Below are 20,127 nucleotides of genomic sequence, written 5' to 3'. Positions count from 1 at the left end.
ATACCACGTTATCTGACCAAATGTCTTCAAATTCAGCATCGCCGCCTGCGGAGCATGGGGCATCAGCCCACCCTTGCCCAAGAGCGCGAATTCCCGCCGTGCTCCGACTGGCCACAATTCCGCTGCACGTCGTGCGATCCTACCAAGCGAAGAAGTGGAGTCGTATTGCCAAATGGCAAAACATCTGGGCAAGAGATCCCCGGACACAGGGATCTCGATTGGAATGCCTCGTCGATCACAGGCGCACCGTAAGACTGCTGGGCGCCTTTGGCGCTTCGCGGAACGCCTCTCCAGTGTCCGAATAAGACAGGCCGCAGTCACATTTTGTATCGTAGTGTGGGGTGTCATCCTGCTGATAGTCCTGCACTAAACACCCAAAGTCTATTGGTCCGCCTTATGTGCTAAGTGGCTCCGCAGTTGCTCCCTTTCGGACTCATCCCGCTGGATGTCTGCCTTCTCAATCACGGATTCCTTGGAAACCGAGCGCCACACCATCAGCATGACCGCAACAAAATACCCAATCTGTATCAAGATCCCACAAATTGCCGTTTGAACAAACGTGCTCCAGAGCGAGGCGGTAAGCAAATATGTACTGATAGCGAATGCCAACAGTACTATGATAAAGCCACGCAAAAAAAGCAAAAAGGACATCGCTTCCCACTTGCAGTCGCTCGCGTGATGCGCTCCTGGCCATCAACCCTTAGCCCATTAACCATCATAACATATCGGAACGGCTAGAGTGATCAAATGTTAGCAGATGCGAATATGCGCCAACCTTTGCCAAGAACGCTTTCGGCGGACATGGCGGCCGCGCCCCAGGGATCAATGCCGCTTAGGCCTTTCTTGCGCTCGCGGATGTAGCTCGCGTTTCGACCACTGTCCGAAACCTCGGTGAACGGTTGGTTCCCGTCCAACTCTTCCGTCGGCACGACGTCGTACCGAGCTTTAATTAGGATAACTGAGGCATATCGGCGACAGGCACTGTGACCATGGGCACAGCGCACTCGATATTTTCATGACAGGATGGAGTAGCAGATCTGCTGTTTCATACCCGCACCTCGATCCATTCAATGGGTTGCGGCAAGGGTTGGAAGTAGATTTGTTATGTCTATCACTGCCAGCCGTTTCGAAACGCGATCGTTGCCGATCTGTGGCCGGTGTAGTTGAGAACAGTTAGCAGGCAACGGAGCATGAGTGACAAAGCTTTGAGGGGACGATTCCGAGTTCAGGAACAGCGGATGCGGGCCGACAGTTGTGCCGGGCCTATAAGTATGTTTTTGTTGTTCGCATGGGCAAATCTGTCGAATGGCCTTGCTCTAGGAGGGGAATATAATGTCGGTGGGTATCGTCTGCAGACCGGCGACGTGATCGGTTTCGCGGTGATAGGCAATCCCGAAATGCAAAAGCGGGCTGTGATCGACCAAAGCGGTATTATTGTGTTGCCGGTGCTGGGTTCCCTAAACGTTCTTGGCAAGACAATAGAGGATGTCCGCAAGGAGGTAATCGATGTCCTAAAACCGAAGTCCCTGCCGCAGCGATCCGCCGACGGCACTGAGAGTTGGACTAATTTCTACCCAGATCAGATTATAATTGATATTGAAGAATACCGGCCCGTCTATATCGACGGGGACATTGCCACTCCTGGGACTCAGGTCTTCAGGCCAGGAATGACTGTCCGACAAGCTGTGGCGGCCGGCGGCGGCTATAAGCTCGGTCGTGGTGAGCTCGAAAACCCTGAACTGACAGCAGCGGACCTTGGCGGCCGCCTCGACGTTGTGCGTATCAAGTATCAAGAAAGCGAAATCAAAGCTGCTCGCATAGAAGCGCAGTTGAGCGGCGCCAGGGCGATCGAGGTGCCAGGTTCAGAACGTGACCCGAGCCTCGAACGTCGTCACGACGAAGCCTTGGAGCAGGAGCAGAAGCAAATGGAAGCTCTTTATGCGGATCAGGAGAAGGAGCGTGCATCAATCAAGTTGGCCATCACCAAGGGGGCAGAACGGATGGGTTACCTGAACGAGCAGCAGAAGACGGATCAAGCGGGCGCGGCAGCGGATGCGGTGGAACTTGATCGCCTCAAGAAGCTCTTCGAAAAAGGTCTGGTCCAGATCGACAGGGTCAACGATGCTCAACGCGCATTGCTTTTGTCAGCGACCCGCGCTTTGCAAACCAACGCTGAGATCGCTCGACTTGAGCGCGACCAAGGGCAATTACAGCGCAGCCTTGAGAAGCTTACTGACCAGAGCCGAATTGACCAGTTGGCTGACTTGCAGACTGAACGCGCGGCAATGGCGCAAATGCGAGCTGAGATGGATTCGTTGGCCAAACAACTCGCCTACGTGAGGCAGCTGCGCGAGGACCTTTTGGCCGAAGGGGGCCGGCGGGTTGCGATCGGTATAACCCATTCCAATGACGGAAAGGCAGCGACGACAGAAGCGACTGAAGATACTCTGCTCGCTCCGGGCGACACCATCACAATTACGCTGCTGGCCCCGCCAGGGCCGGCGGTCGCGAACTAACGATGGCATGGTTTGGATCACCCGCTTCGGCGTCCGGGCAAAGCCAGCAAGCTGCTGCCCTCATGTCTTCTGACGAAAGCAGCCAAGACTGGCTTCCTTGCGGAGTCGGACCGCGCCAGAGCCCTTGAAGTGGATGGCCGCCTCAGTTTCAACTCCTTGGCGCGAACAGTAGTTTCGGCTAATATATGCCGTGAACGACCATCCCGGCCACCCGTGCCTAGCGTTGCGGCGGGATAGCAGCAAACGAAGAATGCTGAAAAGCAAAGCGTTTTTGTTTTTGCCTGCGCCCGCACCCACCAGCGGAGAAGCGTTCAGATGACACTTAGTCCGTCACTCTCCCCTCAGGTCTTTGCGAACTTCGGGCTGCTTGATTATCTTTTCAAGATATCGTCCAAAAATCAGTACTGGCCAATCTTAGGGCGATCGCAGTTCTGTGCGCTCGGGCGCGACTAGAGATGGGGGATTTGTTCGGCAATTCACACCACTCTGCCGATGTGCTGGTATCGGTTATCATCCCTGCCTACAACGCAGAACCATTCATCGAGCGTACCTTGGCGTCCGTGCTCGCCCAAACGCATAGGAATATGGAAATAATAGTCGTTGACGATGGTTCGACCGACCGGACAGCATCGATCGTTCGACGACTGGCGGATGGCGACTGGCGCATCAGGTTGCTCCGGCAGAACAATGGTGGCGTCGCATCGGCGCGGAACGCGGGGGTGAGGGCAAGCAAAGGCGTCTTCATAGCACCTGTGGACGCCGATGACCTCTGGCACCCGACCAAGCTCGAAAAGCAGCTGCGTGTTTTCGCTGCGGCTGGCAATGATCTTGGGCTTGTCTATACACTTTACCGAACGATTGACGCCGATGATATGGTGATCATCACGTCGAAGCAGACGCACCCGAGTGGGTGGGTGTTCATGCAGCATCTCGGACAAAATTTCGTCGGCAACGGCAGTTCGGCGATGTTTCGGCGCAACGTTCTCTTCGAAATGGGTGGCTATTCCTCGCGACTTCGCGAGGGCGGTGCAGAGGGTTGCGAGGACTTCTTCATCCAACAGAGCATTGCCTCGAAATACCGTTTCGGCGTTGTTGAGGAGCATCTTGTCGGATATCGCCGAACGCCGGGGAACATGTCGGCAGATTTTGTGCGAATGCTCATCTCGCGTCGGATGGTGCTCGAGAGCGTCCTCGCCCGCTGCACAGAGGCGGTGAGGCCTGCCCTGCTGGATGCCATGTTCCGTACCGATGTCGAGATAGCCAAGCTTGGGCTCATGACGCGTCGGTTTGCTGCGGTCGCCACGAACTGCGCCGGAATGTCACCTGTGCAGTTCGCGAAACTCGTTGCTGCATTCGCAGCCATTTTCCTGCGCTATGCGAAGCGAGCGCTTCCCCTTCCGGAAAGCGAGGAGGACCGCAGCTCGGAGATCAGGGGAAATTTTTGGGACTACCCTATCGATGAGTTTGCGAGCACCACCGCGAAAGCCGGCTACCGCGCGATGCTCAGCAATCTTGCTGCAATGGACGAGAAGCTTGGACCAAGCGGAGGCTATTTGACGCGGCATCCCGAAGAAGGGACCCTTGCAATGCCCAACGAGGACACGAATTCGCACAGCCTACATCCCCTTCGAGAAATGAGATGAAGAAGCTGTTGCTGGCTGGAGGAGCAGGATTCATCGGGTCGCACCTGGTCGACCGGCTTCTCAAAAGAAACGATTTGGACCTGCTGGTTGTGGTCGACAACCTATGGACCGGCAGGACAGAAAACGTTGGCCATATCCGAGATCAACGCCTAGTGCTGGTCCGCTCCGAGGTGGAGCATTTCCAATCCGATCTCAAATTCGACGAGATCTTTCATCTTGCGTCGCCCGCGTCGCCGCCGGTCTATATGCAGGAGCCCGAGCGTACTGTCTCAGCAAATCTGGTTGGCGCTATGCGGCTCTTGAAGCTGCTCAAAAAGGGTGGGCGGATTTGCTTTGCGTCGTCCTCGGAAGTTTATGGAAATCCGTTGGTCAACCCGCTGCCGGAGACGTATCGGGGGTCAGTGGACTGTACGGGCCCGCGCTCTTCCTACGACGAAGGCAAGCGCTGCACCGAGGCGCTCCTCTTCGAGAGCAACCGCGTTCGTGGTGTCGACGTGCGGGTTGCCAGACTCTTTAACGTCTACGGTCCCCGTACCCGGGCCGATGATGGGCGTGCTATTTCCAACTTTATCGCCAATGCGTTGGCCGGCAAGCCAATCGTCGTTCATGGCGATGGTCGCCAAACCCGCAGTTGGGGCTATGTCGACGATATTGTCGATGGACTCGAACGGCTGTTCTGGCTGGAGAACTTCAATCATGTGGGAGCAGTCAACGTAGGAAACGACCGGGAGATTTCGGTGCTTGAGATCGCGCGGTATGTTGCAGGCCTGATTCCCGGCACGACAATTGTTCATGGCGATTTGGCTCCGCAGGATCCGACCAACCGGTGTCCTGATCTGACCCTGTGCCGAAGAATCCTGCCGGGATGGTCGTGCAAAGTGCCCTATGAAGAGGGTGTCGTACGCACCTTGCGCTGGTTTGAGGTCAATGGTGGAATTGCGGAAATGAGGGCAACCCGTGCAGTCTAGAGCTGGCAATTGTCGGCGTCATTGAGAAGCCGGGCGGCCTGCATTGCGGAGCGGAAGGTGAATGAATCAACGGCTCGCGTGACTGTCCTTATTGTCACTTACAATCACGCACGCTACGTGGCGGCCGCAATCGACAGCGCTCTCATGCAAGAGGCCGATTTCGGTGTCGAGATACTGATCAGTGAAGACTTTTCGACCGACGGTACCCGGGAGATTGTCGAGCGATATGTTTCCGACCATCCTGAAAGGCTGGCGGCGATCTTTTCCACCAGTAATGTGAGATCGAACGAAGTCGTCGCAAGAGGACTCCGGGTGGCGCGTGGGCGCTACGTCTCGATTCTCGACGGCGACGACCTGTGGACATCCAGGACCAAGCTGAAAGATCAGGCGAGCCATCTCGACGTGCACCCGGAACTCTCCGCAATATTCTATAATGCAGTCGTAGCAGACGGCGATGAGGTCACATCGACACGGTGGACGCCGGCGGACCAGAAACCCATCGTCTCGCAACGGGATATCTGGGAAGGCAATCCTTTCGCAACTTGTGCTGGCATGATGCGAACCGCGTGCGTTCGAAACGTGCCGTCGTGGTATGCTGATTTCTTTCCGATTACTGACTGGCCGCTCTATGTGCTTTGCGCAAAGACAGCCGATATCGCTTTTGTTGACGAGGTAGCAGGTGTCTACCGGCTGCATCCGGGCGGACTGGTGTCGGCACTGCCAAGCCGACTTAAACTGGATGCGATCGAAGGATTCTACCGTCGCATGGCGCAGGTCATGGATACGCAAGGGGCAAATTCTGCGCGTGGCGGCTGCTCCCGCTACTTCTATGAATGGTCAATGCGGTATCTGGCAGAAGGAGATTTGCCATCCGCCAGATCGTGCTTCCTGCGGAGCCTTCGCGGCGGTGGCATCGGACGTGGCATGCCCAAACGCGACATTGCCAGGTTGGGGCTGCATCTGCTGAAGTCCTCGGTGCGCAAGAGATGACGACGGTCCGCGACTTCGAATATCGCGATCCGATCTCGCCGTTGCCACGGGAGGCCGCTCGCCCGAAATGGTCGGTGATGATCCCCGCCTATAACTGCGCCAGCTTTCTTGCCGCAACGCTGGAAAGTGTGCTGGCGCAGGACCCGGGCCCGGCTCAAATGCAAATCGAGGTGGTTGACGACTGTTCCTCCGATGACCCGCAGAGGGTCTTGAACGAAATCGGTGGGAACCGCGTTGGTTTTTTCCACCAGCCGCAAAATCTAGGGCATATCGGCAACTTCCATACCTGCTTGGATCGTGCCCAGGGTGAACTTGTACATCTCCTGCACGGCGACGACGCCATCCGCCCCGGCTTCTACGAATTGCTCGGACGAGGCTTCGATGCGGACCCGAGTACGGGCGCCGCATTCTGCCGGGCGATCTTCATAGACGGCCAGGGGCAGGAGCTGTCGATCCCGCCCGTAATGCAGTCAAGCCCCGGACGGCTCGAGAATGCGGCGATTCGACTGGCGCTGGAACAGCACATCATGACGCCATCAATCGTGGTGCGGCGCGCGGTCTACGAAGAACTCGGCGCGTTCGACCGGCGGCTAAAATGCAGTGAAGACTGGGAGATGTGGGTCCGCATCGCTTCTCAGTTTCCTGTCTGGTACGAACCGCAGGCCCTTGCACTTTATCGGATGCATCCCCAATCGAACACAGGACGCCATATCCGAAATGCCGAGGACATGGCCTACACGCGAATGGCGATCGATATTTTCAAGACCTATCTTCCAACCGAGCTTGCGGACGATGTCGCAGCATCGGCTCGGCGGACCTATGCGCTAAGCGCCCTCGAAACTGCGCGGCGACTGTTCGGCGCCGGCGACTGGGCTGGATGCTTGGCGCAGATGAGCGAAGCGTTCCGCTTCGATCCATCACTCAAGACAATTGGTCGTATGCTGCGGCTCGTTGCGGAGAGGCAAGATTGTCCATCCTAGTTGAAACCGAGCAGCGGCCTGAAGGATTGCGGGAAGATGAACCGGTCCGGCTCGTTTTGGCCGGATGCGGCGCCGTCACAAAGCTTTACTATGCGGAAGCGCTTTCGCGGCTTCAAAGCAGAGGCCAGATTGCCGTCGCGGGAATATTCGATCCAGATGCAAAGCAGGCCGCACTCGTTCAGGCGCGACTGCCTTCGGCCAAGGTTGCAGGCAGTTTCGACGGCCTTTTGGCTATGCACGCCGATATTGCGATCATCGCTTCGCCACCTGCTTATCACGCTGATCAGTCGACACAGGCGTTAAAAGCCGGGGTCAATGTTCTGTGCGAAAAACCGCTGGCCGCGAGCAGCTCCGACGCGGATCGCATCCTCGCGGCAGCGGCGGCCAATGATCTTCATGTGGCAACGGGGCTCGTCAGAAGGCAGTTCCCGGCGACGCGGTCGATAAAGGCGATGCTGGAGGGCGGATTGATCGGACGCCTACGAAGCGTCAGTTGTTTTGAGGGCGGCCCCTTCCAGTGGCCGGTGGCTTCGACGACCTACTTCAGCTGCGCGGAATCCGGTGGTGGCGTCCTTCAAGATATCGGCACGCATTGCCTTGACCTCCTGACCTGGTGGTTCGGAGAACCCGACGAAATCCACTACGCCGATGACGCAATGGGCGGCGTCGAGGCGAACTGCCTTGTCCGGCTCCGTTTTGGCGGCTTCGAAGCGACGGTCAGGTTGAGCCGCGATTGGGCTCGCCCGAATCTGTACCGGCTTGAGGGCGAACGTGGCTCGATTTCATGGACAGTCAATGAGACCGAGATTGTGAACGTCGCCTTGAATGGAAGTCGCACCACAGGCGTCGTTTCCTTCACCAATGCCGACGGCCCGTCGCGCGATTTTGTCGATGCATTTTGCGATCAGATCTCGGGCTTGGTGGATGCGGTCCGAAATGGGGCTCCGCTCTCCGTGCCGGCCAGTGCTGGCCGCAATGTGCTAGATCTGGTCGAAGGATGCTATGCCAGAAGGAAACTGATGGAAATGCCCTGGCTCGGTCCGGAAGAATTGCGCAACGTCGCTGCTCGCGCCAGGACCAAGCAATGACCAACACCGTTGCAGTGCTTGGCGCCAACGGCTTCATAGGTTGCCGCACCGTAGAGTTGCTGTATCTTTCCGGCTGGGCGAATGTGAGGCCGATCGTTCGCAGGCCGGATGCTTTCGCCAGTCTGTCTCGCTTTGCGATTGACGCTATGCTGGCGGATGCGCGTGATATACAGGCTCTCACAGCAGCTTTTGCGGGTTGTCAGTACGTCGTACATGCAGTTGCCGGCGACACACGCACGATCGTCGATGCTATCGAGCCCGTCTATCGTGCAGCCGCCGCTGCCGGCGTGCTTCGTCTGGTCTATCTTAGCAGCGCTTCCGTTCATGGCCAATCGCCCGCACCTGGGACGGACGAAATGAGCGCGCTGCATGGCGATCAGCCGATTGAATACAACAATGCGAAGGTTCATGCCGAACGCCATCTCGGGCAACTGTCACGCGACGGCGCGGTGCAGGTGGTGGTGCTGCGGCCCGGAATTGTCTTTGGTCCACGTTCCAGTTGGACCGGTGGTTTTGCCGACGAGCTCATCAACGGTTCCGCCTACCTGGTGGATGGTGGTCGTGGTATTTGCAACAGCGCCTATGTCGACAATGTCATTCAGGCGATCAAGCTTGCCATTGAAGTGCCCGAGGCGTCTGGGCGAACCTATCTGATCGGAGACCGGGAGGAGATCAGTTGGGCAGATCTTTGCCGACCGATCGCCGAGGCGCTGGGGTTCGACCTGACCGCGATTTCGGCATCGGCGCCATTGTCATTTGCTCCGAGCTGGAAACAAAGGCTGAAGGAAAGCCAAGGATATCGGCGGCTTGTCCGAAGCCTGCCAAGACCTGTTCGCAGCGGACTGAAGGCAGGCTTTGCCGAGTGGCAGAAGGCAGGACAAAATGCGACCGGCACGATCATGGGCCCAGCGATCCTGGTATCGCAGGAGCGTGCGCTTTTGCACCAGTGCCGGACGAAACTTCCATGGCGCAAGGCTGAACATGAACTCGGATATCAGCCGGCTGTCAGCTTCGAGGAAGCATGTCGGCGTTCGGTCGGCTGGTTGACCTTTGCCGGCTACCCGACCTGTCGAAACGGAGCCGGCGAGAGATGACCACCAGCCCGGCTGCAGTCAGCGTTTCAGTTGTCATCACAACCTACAATCATGCGCGGTTCCTTGCCGAAGCCATCGACAGCGTCCGCAATCAGACCGTAAAGCCGGATGAGATCATCGTTGTGGACGATGGGTCGTCGGACAATCCCGAAAGTGTTGTTCGTCAATATGAGGACGTCCGCTACATCCGCCAAAAAAACCAAGGTTTGGCCGCTGCACGTAACACGGGGATGACGGCAGCCTGCGGCGAATTCATTGCCTTCCTGGATGCCGACGACAGGCTGCGCCCGATGGCGCTCGCCACCAATCTTGCCTTGTTTCGCGACAATCCGAATTACGCGTTTGTCTACGGCGCCTTCCGCGACATCGACGAGACCGGTGCAATCAGGAACAATGTGCCGCTGAGGCCGGCGGGCCAGGACCCCTATGCGGGATTCCTGACCGACAACCTGATTGGAATGCACGCGACGGTACTCTATCGCCGCAGGACATTGGAAGCTGCCGGCGGATTTGACCGGTCACTTCGGGCTTGCGAGGACTACGACGTCTACCTTCGGCTATCTCGGGCGAACAAGGTGGCCTGCACTCCGGAATGCCTGGCGGATTACCGTCGGCACGCAACGAATATGTCGAACAACAATCCGATGATGTTGCGCGCGGCGCTGAAGGTCCTTCGCCGGCAGCGGGACATCGCGCAGACCAATCCGGATTGGGCGGCCGCCCACCGTCAGGGTGTCGAAAAATGGAAGTGCTATTATACGGACATGCAACTGAGACAGGTCGCAACCGCGCTTCGGTTGCGTTCTTCACTCGCCGATCAACTCGGCAACACGATTGCCGTTTCGCTTGTAGCGCCATTGCAGACCGCCATGATGCTTCGGCGTCGCTTCAGGCGCTGGTCAAGTCGGCACCGCTCGATTGTCTGGTTCGGTGATCTCCAGCGCACAGCACCCTTCAGCGCCGAGTTCGGTTTTGATCGCGGCAGGCCAGTCGACCGCCGCTATATCGAGACATTCCTCGCCTCCTGTTCGTCGAACATATCCGGAAGGGTTCTGGAGATCGGCGACAATGCCTATACGATACGTTTTGGAGGTAGCCGGGTTACCACAAGTGACGTTCTGAACCGTTATGACGGCCACCCGTCGACCACCTTCGTGGGCGATCTGGCGAAAGGCGACGGTCTGCCGTCCGAAGCCTTTGACTGCATCGTGCTCACCCAGACCCTGCACCTCCTTTTCGATATGCCTGCTGCGGTTGCAACCCTGTGGCGGATATTGAAGCCGGGGGGTGTGCTCCTGGTCACAGTGCCCTGGGTCAGTCCGATTGACCGGGGAGAATGGGGCGACAGTTGGTTCTGGTCGATAACGCCTGCCGCGCTGCGCCGGCTTCTGTCGGACAGGTTCGGAGCCAAGAACGTCGAAGTCAGCCACTACGGAAACCCGTATTCGGCTACGGGCTTTCTCTACGGCTTGGCAGAACATGAGCTGGATTCGGCCATGCTCGACGTGCATGACCCCAATTGTCCGGTGATAGCCGCCGCGCGAGCTTTCAGGCGATGAGCGGCGCCATCGCGATGCGTCAAACTGCCAGCAAATTCCTGCAGTGGAGCCGATTAATTGCCCATTTCAATCGGCCAGTGGTGTTGATGTACCATCGCATCGGAGAACCGCTCGTCGACCCTTGGCAACTTTCAGTCTCGCCGCAAAATTTTGCGCGCCAGATCGAAATCCTGGGAGAGACGCGCGATATCGTTCCCCTGCAATGGCTGGTGCAACGGCTTTGCGACGGACGGCCGCCGAGAAATGCCGCGGCAATCACCTTCGACGACGGCTATGCGGATGTCCTTCAAACTGCGGTGCCGATCATGCGACGGATGAACTGTCTTGCCACCGTCTTCGTCACCACGACTGCGATTACCGATCCGGCGGTATTCTGGTGGGATATTCTATCTCGCATCATTTTGGAGACGACTGCCCTCCCGGACAGTCTGGCGATCGAATTCGCAGGCCGAAACTATGATTGGCGGGTGACGGGGGACGCTATGCACGCGCAATCCGGCAACGCGGTCAACCGCACGAGGCTCCATTTCGACTTGCACGCACTGCTGAAGCCGTTGCAGGTACAGGAACGCGAGAAGGCGCTGGAGCGGCTGGCAAGATGGGCCCGAACCGACGCCGGTCCCCGAAAGAGCGATCGCGCCATGACGCATCAGGAGTTGCGCCAGCTCGCCGACACCGATGGCGTTTCGATCGGCGCTCACACCTGCACGCATCCATCTTTGCCGCTGCTGAAACAGGACGATCTTGAACGCGAGATCTCTGGCAGCCGCAAACAATGCGAGGAGATTACAGGACGGCGGGTGGTGGGATTCGCGTACCCCTTTGGAGACTTTGATGACAGCACCGCCAATGCGGTAAGATCTGCTGGCATGGACTATGCGGTAACCACCCTGCCGCGCGAAGTTGGGTCCAAAGTCGACCCTTTCCGATTGCCGCGCCTCATGGTTGCTGATTGGGGAGAGGTTGATTTCCGGCGTAGGGTACTGTGCCATGGCTGACAATGCACCCGGACAGCCGCGCGTCACGGCAATCATCGTCGTGTTCAACGGCGAGAGATACCTCCGGGAAGCGGCTGACAGCATTATAGGCCAAAGCCTGACCGACTGGGAACTTCTCGTTGTCGACGACGGTTCGACCGACCAGTCAGCCGTCATCATACGCGACTATGAGCAGCGCCTGCCGGGCAAGGTGCGGCTATTGTCTCATCACGACAACCGCAATCATGGTATCAGTGCCTCGCGCAACCGTGGGCTGGCGGAGGCGCGCGGCGCCTATGTCGCGTTTCTCGACGCAGACGATACATGGCTGCCCGAAAAGCTTTCCGAACAAGTCTCCATTATGGAAAGCGATCCGGCGCTAGGCATGATCTATGGCCGGACTCTGATCTGGCATAGCTGGCAAGAGGCTGCCGACCGCGCGGACTTTTACTACCCGCTCGGCGTCGAACCAGACGCCCGATACGAGCCGCCCCTGCTGTTTGAGCTGCTGCTTCAGAACGAGGTCCAGACACCGACAACTTGCAATGCCCTGATGCGTGCAAGCTTATTCGAAACGCTTGGGGGGTTCGAGAACAGCTTTCGCTTGATGTTCGAGGACCAGACGTTCTTTGCCAAGGCGCTCGCATTCGCGCCCGCGTATGTGTCCGGCCGGGCCTGGGCAAAATACCGCCAGCATTCTGAAAGTTGCTCTGTTGCTTGCGCAGAGGCAGGCACCGAGGGGGCCGCGCGTATCACGTTTCTCAAATGGCTAAATCGCACGATGGCGGATAGGGGCGCCTCTTTCCGCATTCGTGCAGCAATCTGGAAAGCGCTTGCGCGCGAGACCCGCAAGGTGAGCGAGCGAAGTATCAAGAGATGGCTTCGGCAATGGCTTCCCTGCCGCGAGTGACGATCATAACCCCCTTCCTCAATGCGGAGGCATTTCTGGGCGAAGCGATCTCTAGCGTCCAAGCCCAGACAGTTGCGGACTGGGAACTTTTGCTGGTCGACGATGGCTCGACGGATGACAGTGTAAGGATCGCCAATGACGTTGTAGCAACCGATCCTCGGATCAAGGTATTGAACAGGCCTCCCGGATCCAAGCGTGGCGCGGCGGCAGCGAGGAATGCCGGAATAGCGGCCGGCAGCGGAGATATGCTCGCCTTCCTGGATGCAGACGATCTGTACGAACCGCGGATGCTCGAGACGGTCCTTGCCGCTGCTGATGCCAACCCGGAAGCCGCAATGATCTTCGGGCCAACCAGATGGTGGTATCCAGACGGTGAGCGCCCCGACTGGATCGAGCCGACGGACGGGCTCGCCGGACGTTTGCATCAACCCCCGCACCTATTGAGCCGACTCCTGCTGATGCAGGACGGCCACGTCCCCTGTACCTGTTCCGTGTTGGTGCGCCGGAGTGCCATCGAACTTGTCGCCGGCTTTGAGGAACAGTTCCGACTCTACGAGGACCAGGTGCTGTGGGTTAAGCTGCTTTTGCGCTACCCGGCCTATGTCACACCAATCTGTCTTTCGCGTTACCGGCAGCACTCCGGCTCGGTGTCGGCGGATGCGGCCAAGCGTGGCCTTTATGACGGCATGGGCTCGCATCCGGCCCGCGCACCCTTTCTCGACTGGCTCGCCGAATACGTTGTCAAAAGCGGCGTAAGGAACCCGAAGCTCGATCGCGCAATTCGCCTCGCGCGATCGCCTTACACCCGCGAGCCGACCCTTCGAAACAAGGCCGATCGGTTGTCATTGAAAGCCGCAATGCGGCTCGCGCGGCTTCGTCATCGCTTTGCACGAAAACTTGCTCGCCTCTACCGGTTGATGAACGGGACCGCAAGCAGATCGTGACCGCCAAGTGGTGAGTGCGTCAGCGATCGCCCCGAGGCTCATTCATCCACGACGAAGCATGGTGAAAGCTCCCCGGACAATCCTGCGTCTCCACGACTTGGCCATGCTCGGCGTCTCTACATCGTTCCGTTCGGCTGGCAAATCGCCGACTGGCTGAAGGCCGGCCCTGAACGCTTCCATTTGCTCGGGCAATTGACGGGAGCGGAACGAGGCCTCGACCTGGTCAGAAGCCAAGCTGTTCAACAGCCGCTCGCGGGTTTGAAGCAGGAGATTCTCGGTGCCCGACGCGCACGCTCGGGCCAACCGCCTTGCCTCCGGGCTCAATGCGAAATCCAGCGCCTGCGCTAATTGCCGCTCGTCGATCTGGTCCAGCGTGAGCACGCTCGGCCACCCTACCCGTGTGCATTGCTTGGTGATCTTGCCACTGCCCGGCACCGTATCGATTGCAAGTGCGGGCACCCCGTTCTTCAGGGCAAGGACGAGGCCGTGTAGGCGCGTCGTAATAAGGACGTCTACCCGCGCGATCAGCGCTTCGACTTCTCCGGGGGTGCGCAGACCACCCTCATTGACATCGAGACGCGTGTCGATGCCAACGACAGCAAGTTCGCGAACTGCGATCAGTTTCGCGATCGCCGCGTTGGCGCGAGCGACTTCGGCGCCCGGATGCTCCTCGACGAAGCAGACGCCGACGACCGGAGGGAGTTCCTGCCGCGCGGCGAAGACTATATCCGGATTGGTTCCAGCTGAACTGTCACGCTCGATCAGCAGATCGAACGGGTTCCATTCGTCCAACGGGAGGTCCATCGACAAGTTCAGCCCGATAAGCCGGCATCTCGCGAAATGCCCGAGAAATTCCGCTTCAAATTCGCCGCGGCCAAACGGACCGCAAACGAAGATCACGTGGGAATAGTCGGCAGGATCGACCAGTCGCCAGTTCAAGCCCCCGGCAAAGGGCGGATCGGTCGCCAGATTGTAGGCGATGGATCGTTCGTCGAGCCATCGGCAAAGAACGTCGCGCGACAACAGGTCACCGGCCGTTGCATGCCCGCGTGCGAAACTGAACCAGCCGGCCACCAGTATCTTCATCGATATCCCGGTCTACGCTCCCCTGGTCCAGTGGTGGGGCATCGTCATGCTACCGTACCCTGGTTCTGCATTGACCAGTCGCCCGCCGAGGACACCCGACTGCACATCGAAAGTCGCCGCACCCTCGACGTGATCCTCAAGCACACCCTCCCGCGATGTCAGCGCGGCATTGATGCGATAGCGGCCGGGACGCAGCAGGAAGGATTGGAACTCGCAGACAAAACTGTCGCCGACGAGCTCGCCGTCAGAATGCACGGCTGAGTCGAATGAGGTCACGGCAACACCGAACTCGTCGTAGATTGTGAAAGAACAATCGACCAGCGACTGGTCGCCAGCGGCACGAAAGCGAAACCAAGCGCGCTGGCCGGAGGTCAAGGCGCCCGCATCGCCTTCGATCTCGATCGCAGTCAAACGAACCTGCCCGCGACCGGAGCGGACCGCGCGGATGGCGAGATCCTCTACGGCCTGGTCCGTGATCATCCCAAGGTAAGTTTCGATCACTTTTGCAGTGGGGCCGTCTGCCTTGATCGTGCCGTCGCCGATAAGGATCGCCCGGTTGCAGAGTTTCTGGACCACGGACAACTGGTGGCTGACGAAGACGACCGTGCGGCCAGTCCGCGCGATCTGCCCCACCTTGCCGATGCACTTCTTCTGGAATGCCGCATCGCCGACCGCCAACACCTCGTCTACGACAAGGATGTCGGGCTCGACATGCGCCGCCACGGCAAAGGCGAGCCGCAAGTACATGCCGCTGGAATAGCGCTTCACAGGCGTGTCGAGAAACTGCTCCACGCCGGAGAAGTCCACGATTTCGTGGAGTTTGGCGGCAATCTCGGCGCGCCGCATGCCGAGTATCGCTCCGTTGAGATAGATGTTCTCGCGGCCGGTCAACTCCGCATGGAACCCCGTGCCGACTTCCAGCAAAGCTCCCAGCCGTCCGCGTATTGTGACGCGACCGGAAGTCGGCTCCACAATCCGGGCCAGTATCTTGAGGATGGTGCTCTTTCCCGCGCCGTTGGGTCCGATCACGGCAAGGACTTCGCCTGCGCGCACCTCGAAGGAGACGTCCCTCAAGGCCCAGAACCGTTCGTCTCCACCGTTGCGCCGGGCCAAATCGGGCCTCCAGCGAAGGCCTCGCCTCGCGCCGCTGGCCAGTGCGTCCCGCAGGGTAGGGAAGCTGTCGTTCGCCACGCCCAGTCTATAGGCCTTGGAGATATTGGTGGCTTGAATCACTGTGTCGGTCATTGCTTAGATCAGATCCGGAAACGCGCGTTCGGACTTTGAGAAAATAGCCAGTCCGGCAACGAGAAGGGCCAGTGAGGAGAGGGTGGATATCGAGATCATTACCCAATCGGCGGGCGTGCCCAGCACGCTCCAGCGCACGGCTTCGACTATCCCGACCATAGGGTTCAGGCTGTAGAGCGGCCGCCAGAATTGGGGCACGAGATTGCCCGGATAGACAACAGGGGTCATGAACAGAACGATCTGGAGGCTGAATGGCACGAGATACGCCACATCGCGAAAGCGGACATTGATCGCAGATAGTGCCACTCCAAGCCCCGTCGCCGACGCTGCCATGACGAGCACGAACAATGGCAGGAAGAACACCTGCGGTGCCGGCCAGCTTCCAAATGCAAGCAGCGCGGCGAACAAAAGAGCGAGGCCGACTATCATATCAGTCAGGCACGTGGCCATAGCGGACATGGGGATGATCAGACGCGGGAAATAGACGCGGCTAACCAGTTCCTGGTTGCTGACAAGACTGACCGTCATGCTGCCAACCGCTCGCGAAAAAAAATTCCATGGCACGAGCCCACACAGTACAAACAGTGGGTATGGCGCGCCATTTGATGAGATGCCTACGAGTCGGCCAAAGAAGACGCTAAAGACCGACATGGCAACGAGCGGCTGCAACATTGCCCAAAGCACACCCAGATAAGTCTGGCGGTATTTAACCTTGAAATCGCGCCAGGCCAGGAAGAACACAACCTCCCGATATCGCCAAAGCTCGGAAGGGTCGATCAGCCGCCGCCTGCGGGACGGATCGATCACTGTCTCAACAGCTGCAGGTTGCAGGTCTGTCGGTACCAACACTGCGGTGGCGCGTCCTTCCTTCCTTGACGGCCCATTGACGCCTACTTTTGTGCGCAGTGCAATCAAGACTTTCGGCCCTGCAGTCACGCGTGCCGTAAGTCTTCCTCGCCACGCGGCCGATCAGCCCCGGCCCGCAGCGTCGACATCTTTGTCGGAACGTTTCTGAAACGCGATGTCTGCTGCGTGCGCGCATTCCCTGTTGTTTTGGTTGTCGACTGCTGCGGACAGCGCGATGGAGCCTGCCACCTTGGGGTGCCAGCGAACGTCGCAGAGGCGCCAGAAACGGACTTTGCAGAGCAAATGTCGGATGTCGCCTTTTGGGCCGGAAGCTGACCGGCAGTTTTGAACTGTGGATCTTCAAGAGCCGACATTCAGGCCGGCTGGGGCATCGTCGTGACCTGACCCCTAATGGTCATTCCGGAGGCGAGATTGCAGGTCCGAATCGGCTTGAGAAAACGGACGTTCGGCCATGCTATCTGCGCCGACCGTCGCGCCACCCCATTGGCGAGACGCCCGTGAGCCTCTTGATACCCCGACCGAAGGCCGCCTCCGCCACAGTCGAGTATCGAATTAAACAAATGTTGACAAACGTATGCCTACGGTGAAGGTCGCCTTAGGACGAACATTGCAAGTCCTGGGAATATCCTGGGAGGAGTCCTATGACGTACTGACCCCATTTGCGGCGGAATGGGTGTCCACTACACGATTAAGCCTTGGTGGGGGGTCAACCGCGAAAGTGTTGCGAGAACGAGGACCCCATCAATGGCTGCGATTGCTCTTCCTGGCGATTGGACCGGACAGTACAAAGGATCGGAGCTGAACCTCTCCAGTTTCAAGCTCTCCTTTTCCGACGAGTTCAACACAATGGATGTCGTGCCGAACAACGGCACCGGCAAGTGGTTCGCGCCTGTGCATGCCCCCTATGGGGCCGCCACGTTCATGTCGCCGGAGGGAGCAACGAACCCGTTCTCCGTCTCTGACGGGCAGCTGACCATTACCATGAAGCAGGTGGACGGCGGCTGGCAGTCGGGAACGATGCAAACGGTCAACAGCGCCGGCCAGGGTTTCGCGCAAGAGTACGGGTACTTCGAGATGCGCGCCGCCTTTGACGGCGGGGCGGGAGCCTGGCCGGCTTTCTGGATGCTGTCGCCCGATCAGACTGTGCCACGCGTCGAGGTCGACATCGTTGAAGCGTATGGCGGCGATCCCGATGGTCATCACCAGGCGGTGCACTTGAGCAATAAGGAAAGCCACGCTTCGAAAGGCAACTATACGGGCCTCGCCGGTTCGATGTTTGACGGGGCGTTTCACACCTACGGCGCGAGGATCACGACGGACTGGATCACCGTGTACTATGACGGCAAGGAGCTGAGTCGCTTTCCAATGAGCGAGTCCTTCCGCACGCCACTTTATATGCTGGTCTCGCTGGCCATGAATCCCAAAGAGGTCGAGCAGGCGTCCGGCACGTACAAGATGGTCATCGACTACGTGCGCGCCTATGCCGCGCCGGACGTGATGGAGCAGCACCTGACCGGGACGGATGCGGCGGATGTCCTGAACGGCGGCAATTTTGATGACGTTCTGGACGGGGGAGCTGGTGCCGACAAAATGTCCGGCGGTCGCGGCAACGATACCTACCGCGTCGACAACGCATTCGACGTAGTCATTGAGTCTGCCGGCGCCGGCATCGATCTGGTCATCACCTCGATGACGTATTCGCTGTCCAGCCAGCAAATAGAGCAGCTCACGCTCACCGGCGTTGCCGACATCGACGCGATGGGTAACGAACTCGACAACACGCTGGTCGGCAACGCCGGCAGGAACCTGCTCTCCGGTTTGTCCGGCGACGACGCCCTGCTGGGCGGCGCCGGAGCCGATCGGCTCGACGGCGGAGTCGGAATCGACAAGATGGAGGGCGGCGCCGGCAACGATACCTACTATGTTGACAATGCGCTCGACCGCGTGGTCGAGGGCGACGCGGCGGGCAGCGACCAGGTATTCAGCTCGATCACCTATTCACTGCCCAGCCATGTCGAAAATCTGACTCTCATGGGCCTCGCCAACATCAACGCCCAAGGCAATTCTTCCGACAACGAGCTGACCGGGAACAATGGGAACAACCGGTTATTTGGCTATGATGGCGCGGACCGGCTCGATGGCGGGACCGGGGCCGACCTGTTGAATGGCGGTTCCGGCAACGATACCTATTATGTGGACAATGTACTGGACAACGTCGTCGACGAAGCGGGCCTCGACCAGATTTTCAGCTCGGTCACGTACTCACTGGCGGCCGACGGCCGGCTGGTAGAAAATCTGCGTCTGACCGGAAACGCCAACGTCGGAGCCACGGGAAATTCCCTCGACAACGTGCTCGACGGCAACGACAGCGACAATAAACTGGACGGCGGCCGAGGCAATGATACCGTGCTTGGGCGGGGTGGCAACGATGCACTAACGGGCGGCCTGGGTATTGACCAGCTTACTGGTGGCGCCGGCAACGATTCCTTCGTTTTCAGCGCGCCGCTCTCAGTGGCCAACCGCGACATTATCACGGATTTCAACCATACGGCCGATACATTCATGCTCCAGAATTCGGTAATGCAGGCGCTTGGAGCCACCGGAGCCCTCGACCCAGACTACTTCTTCGCTGGAACCAGCGCCCACGACGCCGACGACCACATCATCTATAACAAGGTTACGGGTGAGTTGTTCTACGATTCCAACGGAATTGCAGCAGGTGGCGTGACACAGCTCGCGACGCTGACGAACTGGCCGACGCTGCTCGCCGACGATTTTTTCGTGATCTGATCCGGCGCCTACAGCGGTGCGCGTGAAAACGAGATCACGCGCACCGCTGTAACTTCTTGTTTGCGCATCGCTTTGTTCGAAAAGCCGGTGACCACTTTTTCGAGCGCTGCTCTAGACTAAGAGACGGTTCGCCTGGTGGAGAACGAACGACCGCTTGGCATCATCGGCACCGGGCATTCACAGATGTCGCCTCGCACGTCAGCTGTTGGCGCAACCGCGACCTCAGCGTGGCATCAGCAATGTCCGCTTGTGGTAGGCGGTCAAGTCGGTCGGAATGACCGACATGCTGAAGGGTTTCGGGTGCCGTCAGGCGTACGAAAGCCTCTCATGCAGGAACCCGCGGGCAGCAGGCGGTGAGCTATGGGGATTTGTGTCTCGGGGTGTGCCAGCGTCTGTCGCTGACGTCCGCATGGGGCGCTGGTGGCTGGTCGAGCATGCGGCTTCTGGGCCAGGTCGGAGAGCTTCTTGCG

At 58.8% G+C, this 20,127-nt stretch carries 16 protein-coding genes; 12 read left to right on the top strand and 4 right to left on the bottom strand.

What is annotated here, in order from left to right; all coding sequences use genetic code 11:
• Positions 1-381: 381 nt before the first annotated feature.
• The gene (locus ABID26_RS18920) at positions 382-651 is read right to left on the bottom strand and encodes an exopolysaccharide production repressor protein (protein ID WP_127425069.1); all 270 of its coding nucleotides are present in this window, start codon (positions 649-651) and stop codon (positions 382-384) included.
• Positions 652-1,190: 539 nt separating this feature from the next.
• Here ABID26_RS18920 and ABID26_RS18915 point away from each other — a divergent pair.
• The 11 genes from ABID26_RS18915 to ABID26_RS18865 all read left to right on the top strand — a co-directional run bounded on the left by ABID26_RS18915 (position 1,191) and on the right by ABID26_RS18865 (position 13,669).
• The gene (locus ABID26_RS18915) at positions 1,191-2,516 is read left to right on the top strand and encodes a polysaccharide biosynthesis/export family protein (protein WP_354416040.1); all 1,326 of its coding nucleotides are present in this window, start codon (positions 1,191-1,193) and stop codon (positions 2,514-2,516) included.
• Positions 2,517-2,971: 455 nt separating this feature from the next.
• Entirely contained in the window at positions 2,972-4,159 is a 1,188-nt protein-coding gene (locus ABID26_RS18910; protein ID WP_292374044.1) for a glycosyltransferase family 2 protein, read from the top strand.
• Positions 4,156-5,127 (top strand): NAD-dependent epimerase/dehydratase family protein, encoded by a 972-nt coding sequence (locus ABID26_RS18905; RefSeq protein ID WP_127425066.1) that lies wholly within the window; start codon positions 4,156-4,158, stop codon positions 5,125-5,127. The genes ABID26_RS18910 and ABID26_RS18905 overlap by 4 nt, the downstream gene beginning before the upstream one ends.
• A gap of 57 nt (positions 5,128-5,184) precedes the next feature.
• The gene (locus tag ABID26_RS18900; RefSeq protein WP_292301957.1) at positions 5,185-6,117 is read left to right on the top strand and encodes a glycosyltransferase family 2 protein; all 933 of its coding nucleotides are present in this window, start codon (positions 5,185-5,187) and stop codon (positions 6,115-6,117) included.
• On the top strand, positions 6,114-7,097 hold the full coding sequence (locus ABID26_RS18895; protein ID WP_292374041.1) for a glycosyltransferase family 2 protein: 984 nt from the start codon (positions 6,114-6,116) through the stop codon (positions 7,095-7,097). Before ABID26_RS18900 ends, ABID26_RS18895 begins: the two co-directional genes overlap by 4 nt.
• On the top strand, positions 7,085-8,185 hold the full coding sequence (locus ABID26_RS18890) for a Gfo/Idh/MocA family protein (RefSeq protein ID WP_292374039.1): 1,101 nt from the start codon (positions 7,085-7,087) through the stop codon (positions 8,183-8,185). Before ABID26_RS18895 ends, ABID26_RS18890 begins: the two co-directional genes overlap by 13 nt.
• Entirely contained in the window at positions 8,182-9,279 is a 1,098-nt protein-coding gene (locus ABID26_RS18885; RefSeq protein WP_292301962.1) for an NAD-dependent epimerase/dehydratase family protein, read from the top strand. The genes ABID26_RS18890 and ABID26_RS18885 overlap by 4 nt, the downstream gene beginning before the upstream one ends.
• A complete protein-coding gene (locus ABID26_RS18880) occupies positions 9,276-10,838 on the top strand; it encodes a glycosyltransferase (RefSeq protein WP_292301964.1) in 1,563 nt (520 codons plus the stop codon). The genes ABID26_RS18885 and ABID26_RS18880 overlap by 4 nt, the downstream gene beginning before the upstream one ends.
• Positions 10,835-11,836 carry a polysaccharide deacetylase family protein gene (locus ABID26_RS18875; protein WP_292374037.1) on the top strand — a complete coding sequence of 334 codons (1,002 nt, stop codon included), beginning with the start codon at positions 10,835-10,837 and terminating at the stop codon, positions 11,834-11,836. The genes ABID26_RS18880 and ABID26_RS18875 overlap by 4 nt, the downstream gene beginning before the upstream one ends.
• On the top strand, positions 11,829-12,725 hold the full coding sequence (locus ABID26_RS18870) for a glycosyltransferase family 2 protein (protein WP_292301967.1): 897 nt from the start codon (positions 11,829-11,831) through the stop codon (positions 12,723-12,725). The genes ABID26_RS18875 and ABID26_RS18870 overlap by 8 nt, the downstream gene beginning before the upstream one ends.
• Entirely contained in the window at positions 12,704-13,669 is a 966-nt protein-coding gene (locus ABID26_RS18865; protein WP_292374035.1) for a glycosyltransferase, read from the top strand. Before ABID26_RS18870 ends, ABID26_RS18865 begins: the two co-directional genes overlap by 22 nt.
• A gap of 42 nt (positions 13,670-13,711) precedes the next feature.
• On the opposite strand, the gene ABID26_RS18860 is transcribed toward ABID26_RS18865, so the two are convergent.
• The 3 genes from ABID26_RS18860 to ABID26_RS18850 are packed head-to-tail and all read right to left on the bottom strand — an operon-like array spanning position 13,712 to position 16,936.
• Entirely contained in the window at positions 13,712-14,755 is a 1,044-nt protein-coding gene (locus ABID26_RS18860; RefSeq protein WP_354416039.1) for a polysaccharide pyruvyl transferase family protein, read from the bottom strand.
• Between the two features lie 12 nt (positions 14,756-14,767).
• Positions 14,768-16,000, bottom strand: a complete 1,233-nt coding sequence (locus ABID26_RS18855; RefSeq protein WP_292374029.1) for an ABC transporter ATP-binding protein — start codon at positions 15,998-16,000, stop codon at positions 14,768-14,770.
• Between the two features lie 3 nt (positions 16,001-16,003).
• The gene (locus ABID26_RS18850) at positions 16,004-16,936 is read right to left on the bottom strand and encodes an ABC transporter permease (protein ID WP_354416038.1); all 933 of its coding nucleotides are present in this window, start codon (positions 16,934-16,936) and stop codon (positions 16,004-16,006) included.
• 675 nt (positions 16,937-17,611) lie between these two features.
• On the opposite strand from ABID26_RS18850, the gene ABID26_RS18845 reads away from it, so the two are divergent.
• Complete coding sequence (locus tag ABID26_RS18845) at positions 17,612-19,657, top strand: family 16 glycosylhydrolase (RefSeq protein WP_292374025.1); 2,046 nt, start codon at positions 17,612-17,614, stop codon at positions 19,655-19,657.
• Positions 19,658-20,127 lie beyond the last annotated feature (470 nt).

This window comes from Mesorhizobium shonense (genome assembly GCF_040545255.1).
GTDB lineage: Bacteria > Pseudomonadota > Alphaproteobacteria > Rhizobiales > Rhizobiaceae > Mesorhizobium > Mesorhizobium shonense.
This window is presented reverse-complemented; position numbering and strand designations above follow the sequence as displayed.

Excerpts from the sequence above, each read along its gene's own strand:
- ABID26_RS18920 (WP_127425069.1), bottom strand. The coding sequence starts at position 651 with ATGTCCTTTTTGCTTTTTTTGCGTGGCTTTATCATAGTACTGTTGGCA.
- ABID26_RS18915 (WP_354416040.1), top strand. The coding sequence starts at position 1,191 with ATGAGTGACAAAGCTTTGAGGGGACGATTCCGAGTTCAGGAACAGCGG.
- ABID26_RS18910 (WP_292374044.1), top strand. The coding sequence starts at position 2,972 with ATGGGGGATTTGTTCGGCAATTCACACCACTCTGCCGATGTGCTGGTA.
- ABID26_RS18905 (WP_127425066.1), top strand. The coding sequence starts at position 4,156 with ATGAAGAAGCTGTTGCTGGCTGGAGGAGCAGGATTCATCGGGTCGCAC.
- ABID26_RS18895 (WP_292374041.1), top strand. The coding sequence starts at position 6,114 with ATGACGACGGTCCGCGACTTCGAATATCGCGATCCGATCTCGCCGTTG.
- ABID26_RS18885 (WP_292301962.1), top strand. The coding sequence starts at position 8,182 with ATGACCAACACCGTTGCAGTGCTTGGCGCCAACGGCTTCATAGGTTGC.
- ABID26_RS18880 (WP_292301964.1), top strand. The coding sequence starts at position 9,276 with ATGACCACCAGCCCGGCTGCAGTCAGCGTTTCAGTTGTCATCACAACC.
- ABID26_RS18875 (WP_292374037.1), top strand. The coding sequence starts at position 10,835 with ATGAGCGGCGCCATCGCGATGCGTCAAACTGCCAGCAAATTCCTGCAG.
- ABID26_RS18870 (WP_292301967.1), top strand. The coding sequence starts at position 11,829 with ATGGCTGACAATGCACCCGGACAGCCGCGCGTCACGGCAATCATCGTC.
- ABID26_RS18865 (WP_292374035.1), top strand. The coding sequence starts at position 12,704 with ATGGCTTCCCTGCCGCGAGTGACGATCATAACCCCCTTCCTCAATGCG.
- ABID26_RS18860 (WP_354416039.1), bottom strand. The coding sequence starts at position 14,755 with ATGAAGATACTGGTGGCCGGCTGGTTCAGTTTCGCACGCGGGCATGCA.
- ABID26_RS18855 (WP_292374029.1), bottom strand. The coding sequence starts at position 16,000 with ATGACCGACACAGTGATTCAAGCCACCAATATCTCCAAGGCCTATAGA.
- ABID26_RS18845 (WP_292374025.1), top strand. The coding sequence starts at position 17,612 with ATGGCTGCGATTGCTCTTCCTGGCGATTGGACCGGACAGTACAAAGGA.